Annotated in this window: 2 protein-coding genes; one reads left to right on the top strand and one right to left on the bottom strand. The window is 68.1% G+C overall.

Annotation, left to right across the window (positions count from 1 at the left end; translation table 11 throughout):
* Positions 1–2,853: 2,853 nt before the first annotated feature.
* Positions 2,854–8,064, bottom strand: coding sequence for a non-ribosomal peptide synthetase (locus tag ASD69_RS22660; protein WP_056176764.1), 5,211 nt, complete (start codon positions 8,062–8,064; stop codon positions 2,854–2,856).
* Here ASD69_RS22660 and ASD69_RS22665 point away from each other — a divergent pair.
* Positions 8,063–9,157: hypothetical protein (locus ASD69_RS22665; protein WP_235567186.1), on the top strand; the 1,095-nt coding region annotated here is incomplete at its 3' end. The genes ASD69_RS22660 and ASD69_RS22665 overlap by 2 nt on opposite strands.

Raw genomic sequence — 9,157 nt, forward strand, 5'->3', positions numbered from 1 at the left:
TAACCGCGCGTGACACCCGCGCCGCCCAGGTGGATCTCGCCCACCACCCCCACCGGCACCACTTCGCCACGCGCGTCCAGCACGTGCAGCTTCGTGTTCGGCAGCGGCCGCCCGATCGGCACCGTCCGATCGTTTTCTTCCTGGCAGCGTTCGATGCTCGCGCARACCGTGCCTTCGGTCGGGCCGTAGGCGTTGAAGAACGACAGCCGTCCCCGCCARCGCTCGGCCAGCGCGACCGGGCAGGCYTCACCCGCCACCACCAGCGTGCGCAGCTGCGGCAGCTCCGCCTCGCCCAGCGTCTGCAGGGCGCTGCCCGGCAGGGTCGCATGCGTGATCGCGYGATCGCGCAGCGTCGCCAGCAACGGTTCGCCCGGCAACAGCCGATGCCGCGGCGCCAGGCACAGCGTGCCGCCCGACAGCAGCGCCATCGCCCATTCCCACACGCTCGCATCGAACGAGGGCGAGGCGAACTGCAGCACGCGCGATCCCGCCAGATCGCCGAACACCGCCGCCTGCGAGGCCGCCAGGTGGCACAGCTGGCGGTGTTCCACCATCACCGCCTTGGGTTCGCCGGTCGARCCGGAGGTGTAGATCAGGTACGCCAGGTGCGACGGTTGCAGCGCCGGCACCGCCGGGCGCGTSGCCGGCAGCCGCCGCGTCAGCACCGGCAGGTCCACATCCAGCCGCAGCACCGGCACGTCCAGCGGCGGCARATGCTCGGCCACCGACGATTGCGTCAGCACCAGCAAGGGCGCGCTGTCGCTCACCATGTAGGACAGCCGCGCCGACGGGTACTCCGGATCCAGCGGCACGTAGGCGCAGCCGGCCTTCAGGATGCCCAGCACGCCGACCAGGTACTCCACGCCGCGTTCCACGCACAGCGCCACCCGAGCATCGGGCTGCGCGCCCTGCGCCAGCAGGTAATGCGCCAGACGGTTGGCGCGTTCGTCCAGTTCGGCATAGCTCAGCGAYTCGCCGTCGAACTCCAGGGCGATCGCATCGCCCCGGGCATCCACCCAGCCCTCGAAGCAGGCATGCGCCAGCCACGACGGCGGCAGCGCCGGCGTTACGACATTGAACGCATCGACCACTTGCCGGTAATCGGCTTCGGCCAGCAACGGCACGCGCAGGGCTTCCTGCGCCTCGTCGGCCACGAACCCTTCCAGCAGCTGCAAGAAGCACCGGCTCCAGCGCGCCACGGTGGCTTCGTCGAACAGGTCGCTCGCATGGATCAACGTGCCTTCCAGACACGCACCGGTATCGCTCAGGTGCAGGGAGAGATCGAACTGCGTGGTCTGGTGCGGYAGCGGCAACGCCGCCAGCGACAACTGCGGCAGATCCACCGCGCCGCCYTCGGGCTCGTTGTGCCAGGTGAAACTCGCCTGCGCGAGCGGCACATGGCTCAGGCTGCGCGTCGGCCGCAGCGCCTCCACCACCTGCTCGAACGGCAGCTCCTGGTGCGCGAACGCCGCCAGGGTCTCGCGCCGCACCGCTTCGATCAGCTGYGCGACGCTCTGCCCTTCCTCCACCCGCGTGCAGAACGCCAGCGTGTTGACGAAGAAGCCGATCAAACCTTCCAGTTCGCGCCGGTGGCGACCGGCCACCGGCGTGGCCACCACCACCGTCGACTGACCCGACAGGCGCGACAGCAGCAGCGACCAGGCCGCCATCAGCACCATGTACAAGGTTGCRCCGTGCCGCTGCGCCAACGCGCGCAAGCCCTCGGTCAGCGGCGCCGGCACCGTCAGCGCCCACTGCCCGCCCGCATGGCTGGGCGTGGGCGGGCGCGGACGGTCCTGCGGCAGTTCCAACAGCTCGGGGGCGCCGGCCAGGTGGCCGCGCCAGAAGTCCAGTTGCTGCGCCAGCACCGGGCCCTGCAGCGTCTGCCGCTGCCAGTGCGCGTAGTCCGCATACTGGATCGGCAACGGTGCCAGCCCGTCCGCCTCGCCCAGGCAGGCCGCGCGATACAGCGCCGCCAGTTCCCGCACCATCACCGCGTTGGACCAANGGGCGTGGGCGGGCGCGGACGGTCCTGCGGCAGTTCCAACAGCTCGGGGGCGCCGGCCAGGTGGCCGCGCCAGAAGTCCAGTTGCTGCGCCAGCGCCGGGCCCTGCAGCGTCTGCCGTTGCCAGTGCGCGTAGTCCGCATACTGGATCGGCAACGGTGCCAGCCCGTCCGCCTCGCCCAGGCAGGCCGCGCGATACAGCGCCGCCAGTTCCCGCACCATCACCGCGTTGGACCAGCCGTCGCTCACGATGTGGTGCTGGTTCAACACCAGCATGTGTTCCTGTTCCGACACGCGCAGCAGGCGGCCGCGGATCATCGGGCCGTTCGCCAGGTCGAACGGCGTGGCCAGCTCGTCGGCGATCGCCTGCTCGACGGCGTCCTGCGATGCCGCGTCTTCCTCGCGCAGCGCGAAGCCCTGCCCGGCCGGCATCACGAGCTGGCAGGGCACGCCATCTTCGGCCACGAAACGCGTGCGCAGGCCTTCATGCCGCGCGACCAGGCCATCCAACGCCTGCCTGAGCGCGTCGCGATCCACGCTGCCGCTCAGGCGTAGCGCCGCGGGCAGGTGATAGGCGCGATCCGCGCTCGGGTCCAGCACCGACACCAGCCACAACCGCTGCTGCGCGAACGACAGCGGCAGGCGACCGTCGCGTGACACAGGCGGGATCGGCGCGTCGCCACCGGACGGCGCAGCTAGCCACTGCATGATGGCCGCCTTGTGGACGGTCAATTGTTCGCGCAACACAGGATCGAGTCTGCCTTGCGGGTCGCGCAACGACAGACCTCCGTTCTTGAGCGCCAGTTGGATGCCGCGTTCCCGGCAGGCTTCAAGTACGTCCAACATGCTCATAGTTCCGTCCATTCCTGTTCGAGCAGCTCGGCATCCGCCGGCGTGGCCGTCATGGCCTCGCGCCAGGTGTCGAGCACCTGCTGCTGCTGCACGCAGCCGGCGAAGGCCTTGAGCGTGCGATGTGCGAAAAGCGCCTGAATCGGCACGGTGCATCCGAACTGCGCACCGATCTGCGTCACCATGCGTACGGCGAGCAGCGAGTGGCCGCCCAGTTCGAAAAAGTCGTCGTTGCGACCGATGCGCGGCAGCTCCAGCAGCTCCTGCCAGATCTCTGCAAGCATCGACTCCAGCCCATCCAGCGGCGCTTCATAGGCACGCTGCGCGCGTTCGCCCTCGCCGGGCGGCGGCAGCGCCGCGCGATCGAGCTTGCCGTTGACGGTCAGCGGGAATGCATCCATCGGCACGAAGGCGCCCGGCAACATGTGCTCGGGCAGCTGCGCCGCCAAGGCTTCGCGCAACGCCTCGGCCGTCCACGACGCGTCACTCGCCATCGTCAGGTATGCCACCAGCAGGCCGTCGCCGACACCTTCCTTGCGCGCCAGCACGGCCGCTTCACGCACGCCGGGCAATGCGAGCAGCGCCGTCTCGATCTCGCCGAGCTCGATGCGATAGCCACGCACCTTGACCTGGAAATCGTTGCGCCCCAAGTAATCCAGGCCGCCGTCGGGAAGCAGCCGCGCGAGATCGCCGCTCCGGTACATCCGGTTGTCGCCGCCGGCGAACGGGTCGGGTACGAAGCGCTCGGCGGTGAGCGCTTCGCGACGCCAATAGCCGCGCGCGAGGCCGGCGCCCGCCACATGGATTTCGCCGATCGCGCCCCATGGCACCGGCCGGTACGCTTCGTCCAGCAGGTAGACCCGCAAGTCGGGCAAGGGTCGGCCGATCGGGCTCAGGCTCTGCGCCAGCATCGACGCGTCGATTTCCTGCCACGTGACGTGCACGGTGGTCTCGGTGATGCCGTACATGTTGATCAGGCGCGCAGCGCGACCGCCAGCCTGGTCGAACCACGAACGCAGGCGTCCCGGATCGAACGCTTCGCCGCCGAATACGACCCAACGCAACGATTGCGACCAGCCCGCATTCCCTTCCTGCGCGGCCAGAAGCGCCCAGAACGCGCTAGGCGTCTGGTTGAGCACGGTGACCTGCTCGCGTCGCAGCAGCGCGCCGAACGCATCGGCCGAGCGCGCGACGGCCTGCGGCACGATGACCAGACGCCCGCCGTAGAGCAGCGCGCCCCAGATCTCCCATACCGAGAAATCGAAGGCGAAGGAGTGGAACAGCGTCCAGACATCGCGATGTCCGAAGTCGAACAACGATTCGCAGGACGCGAACAGGCGCAGCACCTGCCGATGCTCGACCAGCACGCCCTTGGGCCGTCCGGTCGAACCCGAGGTGTAGATGATGTAGGCGAGACCGTCGGCGCGCGCCGTGCTCGTCGTATTATCGGCCGGCTGCCGCAACAGGGCGTCATGCAGCGTCTCGTCGTCGATGCACAGCACCGCCAGCGAGGCGTCGGCGGCAAAGCGCGTCGCGAGCGCAAGGCTGGTGATGAGCGCGGACGGCTCGCAATCGACCACCGTATCGCGCAAGCGGCCATCCGGATGCCCGGGGTCGAGCGGCACGTAGGCCGCGCCGGCCTTCAGCACCGCGAGCAGCGCGATCACCTGCGCGAATCCGCGTTCCAGACAGATCGCCACCCGCGCCTCCGGCCGCACGCCCAGGGCGCACAGGTGATGCGCCAGGCGATTGGCCTGCTCGTTCAAGGTGCGATAGCTGAGCGACTCGCCCTCGAACACCAGCGCAACAGCGTCAGGTCGAGACGCCGCGCCGAGCTCGAAAAGTTCGTGCAGCGTAGCCGCGCCGGATGGATACACCGGCAGCGCATGGTCTTCGCCCACCAGCGTGCGGCGCTCGGAGGCCGGCATGACATCCAGGCGCTTGACCGCACACGGAGTGACGGTTGCACCGCAAAGAGCCGTCAGTGCGGTCTCGAAGTAGCCCAGCAGCCGCTGCGGATCGAGGTCGCGGTGGCAGTCGATGCGCAGGTCGAAATCCGTGCCGAAGTCGTCCACCTTCGCGGTGAGCGGGAAATTGGCCTCATCGCCGCTGCTTTCGAGTATCCGCATGCCCGGCCAATCCAAACCTGCGTCGGCCTCGGCGAGGCTATGACGGAAATTGAGCAGACTGGTCAGCAGCGGCATGGAAGCGGGCAGGCCGCTGATGCGCTGCGCGAGTGTCAGCGGCGCCTGCTCGTGCGCGAGCAATTCCAGCAACTGCTGGTGGCAGCGATGAACGAACGCGCGCGCGTCGCCTTCGTCGAGCTGCACGCGGAACGGCAGCGTATTGATGTGCAGTCCCAACGCTTCGCCGCGACCGTCCGCGCCCTGCAGTCGTCCGGAGAGCACCGTGCCGAACACGACATCGTCGCGCCCGGAACAGCGGGAAACCACCAGCGCGAATGCCGCATGGAACAGCACCGAAACCGGAACGCGCATTTGTCGTGCCGCATCGCGGAGAGCGGCACCAAGCTCGCTGTCCAGCGCTAGTGATGCCGTCGTCAGATCGTGCGCCTGCAGCTGCACGTCGAGCAGGCCGAACGGCGCACTGGGCGCTTCCAAGCCCGCCAGGTTTTCACGGAAGAATGTCGCGTGCACGTCTTGTGGTATCAGACATGCTTCGGCCACCACGTTGCGGAAGAGCGGGGCCGGCGCCGGATCCAGACGTCCGCCGCGCCAGTCGTCGAGCTCGGCGAGCACCCGCTCCATGGTCAGGTGATCGCAGGTGATGTGGTGATGCAGCAGCGCCGCCAGCCAGCGGCCGTTCGCGCGATCGTGCACGATCTCCATGTGCATCAAGGGGGCGCGGCGAAGATCGAGACGGATCTTGCTCGGGTCGGCCTGCTCGCGCAGCAGTGCTTCGGCATCCTCGCCCGGCCCCACCGCGAATTCGTGCACCGACAACTCCGCCCGACGACGGATGATCTGCACCGGTTGCGACAGGCCTTCCCAGTAGAAGCCGCTGCGCAGGACTTCGTGCCGGTCGATCATCGCCTGCAAGCCGATGAGCAGCTCGTCCAGCGTGGCGCGGTCGTCGAACGCCAGCATCACCCGCGCCAGGTAGAGATCGCCGTGCTCCTGCAGCAGGTGATGGAACAGCATCCCTTCCTGCATCGGCAGCAGCGGATAGATATCCTGGATGTTGGCGACACCGCCCGGCACCGAGTCGACAATGCGATCGATCTCTTCCTGCGACAAGGACACCAGCGGCAACAAGTCGGGCGTGATGACCTGCGTCGCCGGCATCAGCAGGTTCGGCGGCACCAGGGTGACGGCGCTCCCACGACGCAGCACCGCGGCGCACTCACGCAGAGTCGGTGCGGCGAAGATGTCACGCACCTCGGCGCGCAGACCCGCCGTGCGCAACTGCTCCATCATCGCCATCACCAGCATCGAATGGCCGCCCAGTTCGAAGAAGTGATCCTGGCGTCCCACCTGCTCCACACCCAGCAGCTCGCCCCAGATGCGCGCCAGTGTCTTCTCCATCTCACCCTGCGGCGCTTCGTATTCGCGCTGTACCAGCGAGCTGCCGTCCGGCGCAGGCAGCGCCTTGCGATCGAGCTTGCCGTTGGGCGTCAGCGGGAACGCGTCGAGCACCATGAAGGCGCTCGGCACCATGTACTCGGGCAACTGCGTTTGCAGCGCTTCGCGCAACTGCACTCCCGTCGGCTCGACTCCCGCAGCCGGCACCACATACGCCACCAGCCGCTTGTCGCCCGGCACGTCCTCGCGCGCCAGCACCACCGCTTCGCGCACGCCGGCACACGCCGTCAGCCTGGCTTCGATCTCACCCAGCTCGATCCGGAAGCCCCGGATCTTGACCTGGAAGTCGTTGCGCCCCAGAAACTCGATCGTTCCGTCCGGCAACCACCGACCCAGATCCCCTGTTCTGTACATGCGCGCTTGCGGGTCGGCGCTGAACGGATCGGCCACGAAGCGCTCCGCCGTCAGCTCCGGACGGTTCAGATATCCACGCGCCACGCCCGCTCCGCCGATATACAACTCACCGGCCACGCCCTGCGGCACCGGTTCGCCACGCGCGCTCAAGAGATAGACCTTGGCGTTGGCAACGGGCCGACCGATCGACACGGCACCCATCCCGGCGATGTCCGCGGCGCCATCCAGCGCAAACGCAGTCGCGTTCACGGTCGCCTCGGTCGGACCGTAGTTATTGAGCCATCGGCATCGCTGCGCATTCGGGTTGGCATGCCATGCGTGCAGATGGTGTAGCTCCACCGACTCACCGCTGACGATCACCAGCCGCAACGCGCCGCCGGGCGAGCGCGCAGGCGTCTCCGCAAGCCATCTTGCCCATGCGCCCCAGAACGCAGTCGGCAAATCGACCACGCTGATCTGTTGCGTCTCCAGAAACCCGCCGAACTGATCCAGGCTCAGATGTCTTGGGCGGAGAACCAGCGTCGCACCGACGGACAGGGTCGGCATCATCTCCGCAATCGAACTGTCGAATGCGAACGACGCGAACTGCAGCACGCGATCGGAGCGTTCGAGCCCGCACAGGCGAATATGGCCGGCGATGAAACTCATCGTGCTCGCATGCTCGACCATCACGCCCTTGGGCGTGCCGGTCGATCCGGACGTGTAGATCACGTAGGCCAGGTGGCGCGAGGTCAGGCCATGCGCGCGTGAATCCGGATTATGCGTAGGCTGTGCCGCCAGCAACGCTTGGGCTTCGCTCGTATCCCACCGCAGCGTGGGCACGCCGCATACCGGCAAGCGCTCCTCCAACGTCGCCTGCGTCAGCAATGCCACCGGCGCACTGTCCTCCAGCATGTACGCCAGCCGCTCCGCCGGATAATCGGGGTCCAGCGGCACATACGCCCCGCCCGCCTTCAGTATCCCCAGCAGCCCCACCACCATCTCCAGGCTGCGCTCGACGCAGATCGCCACCCGGTCGTCCGGCTTCACGCCTTGCGATAGCAGGTAATGCGCCACCTGGTTCGCCCGCGCATTGAGCTCGCCGTACGTCAGATGGTGGTCTTCGTAAGCCACCGCCGCCGCATCCGGCTGCGCGGCCGCCTGCTGCTCGAACAGCTCGTGGATCAGCGACTCGCGCGGATAGTCGACCGTGGTCGCGTTGAACTCGGACAGCACCCGCTCGCGCTCGGGCGGAGGCAGGACATCCAAGGGCATGCAGCGAACGCGCTCCATCACGACGCAGCTCCGCGGTCAGGCTCTCTATGGTGTGGGCGAAGTATCCGGCCAGGCGTGCCGCGTCCAAGCCGTCGACGACCTGCACGGTCAGCGCGAACCGGTCGCCGAAGTCATCCACGTCCACCGAAATCGGATAATTGGTCGTTTCCTCGGATGCAAGCAGGCGCATGCCTCCCGGCATGGCGGAGAGATCGCCGTCGTGCCGGCAATTCAGCAAAGTCGTGAACAGGGGCAAGGACGACGGCACGCCGCTGCAGCGCTGCGCAAGCGAAAGCGGGGCGTGCTCATGCTCGAGCAACTCGGCCAGGCGGCGCCGCGTCTGGTCGACGGCATCCGCCGCCGTGCCTTCCACCACCACGCGGATCGGCAGCGTATTGATGAACATGCCCCAGGCACGGTCCGCGCCGCCCGCGCCATGCATGCGCCCGGACAGTACCGTGCCGAACACCACCTCGTTGCGACCTGTGCAGCGCGCCAGAACCTGTGCCCATGCCACATGAAACAGCGCGGCCGGCGATACGCCGCGTCGGCGCGCCTCCGCGCGGATGTCGCGCCCAAGCGACTCGTCCAGCGGCAGCCCGACGGTCTGGAATGTCGCACCGCTCTGCCGCGCATCGAGCACGTCGAACGGCGCCGTGGGCTCGTCGATGTGCGCCAGTTCCTGGCGGAAATAGGCCTCGTGCGCTGCCGCAGGCACGCGCAGCGCCTGCGCCACCAGCTGGCGCATCGGCACCTCATCGGCCAGATCYGCACCGYTTCCACYGCGTATCGCATCGATCTCGGCAAGCGCCAGGGCCAGCGTCACGTGATCGCAGACCAGGTGATGCTGCAACATCGACAGCATCCAACCGCCCGCGCGGTCTTCGGCGACGTAGGCCGCCAGCAAGGGCGCACGGGTGAGATCCAGCCGCAAGCTGCGCGGATCAGAGAGCCCGGCAAGTTCTTCCAGGGCGTCGCCCACACCCGGCAAGGYCAGTTCGTGCACGGGCACGCGCGCCTGTCGATAGACCACCTGCACCGGCGTCGACAGTCCTTCCCACACCACGGCGGTACGCAGGATGTCGTGACGCGC

Origin of the sequence: Lysobacter sp. Root604 (genome assembly GCF_001427505.1) — a bacterium.
In the GTDB taxonomy this organism is placed as follows: Bacteria; Pseudomonadota; Gammaproteobacteria; order Xanthomonadales; family Xanthomonadaceae; genus Lysobacter.

Bases quoted from the DNA above. Each gene is read 5' to 3' on its own strand.
- ASD69_RS22660 (WP_056176764.1), bottom strand. From the start codon at position 8,064: ATGCCCTTGGATGTCCTGCCTCCGCCCGAGCGCGAGCGGGTGCTGTCC.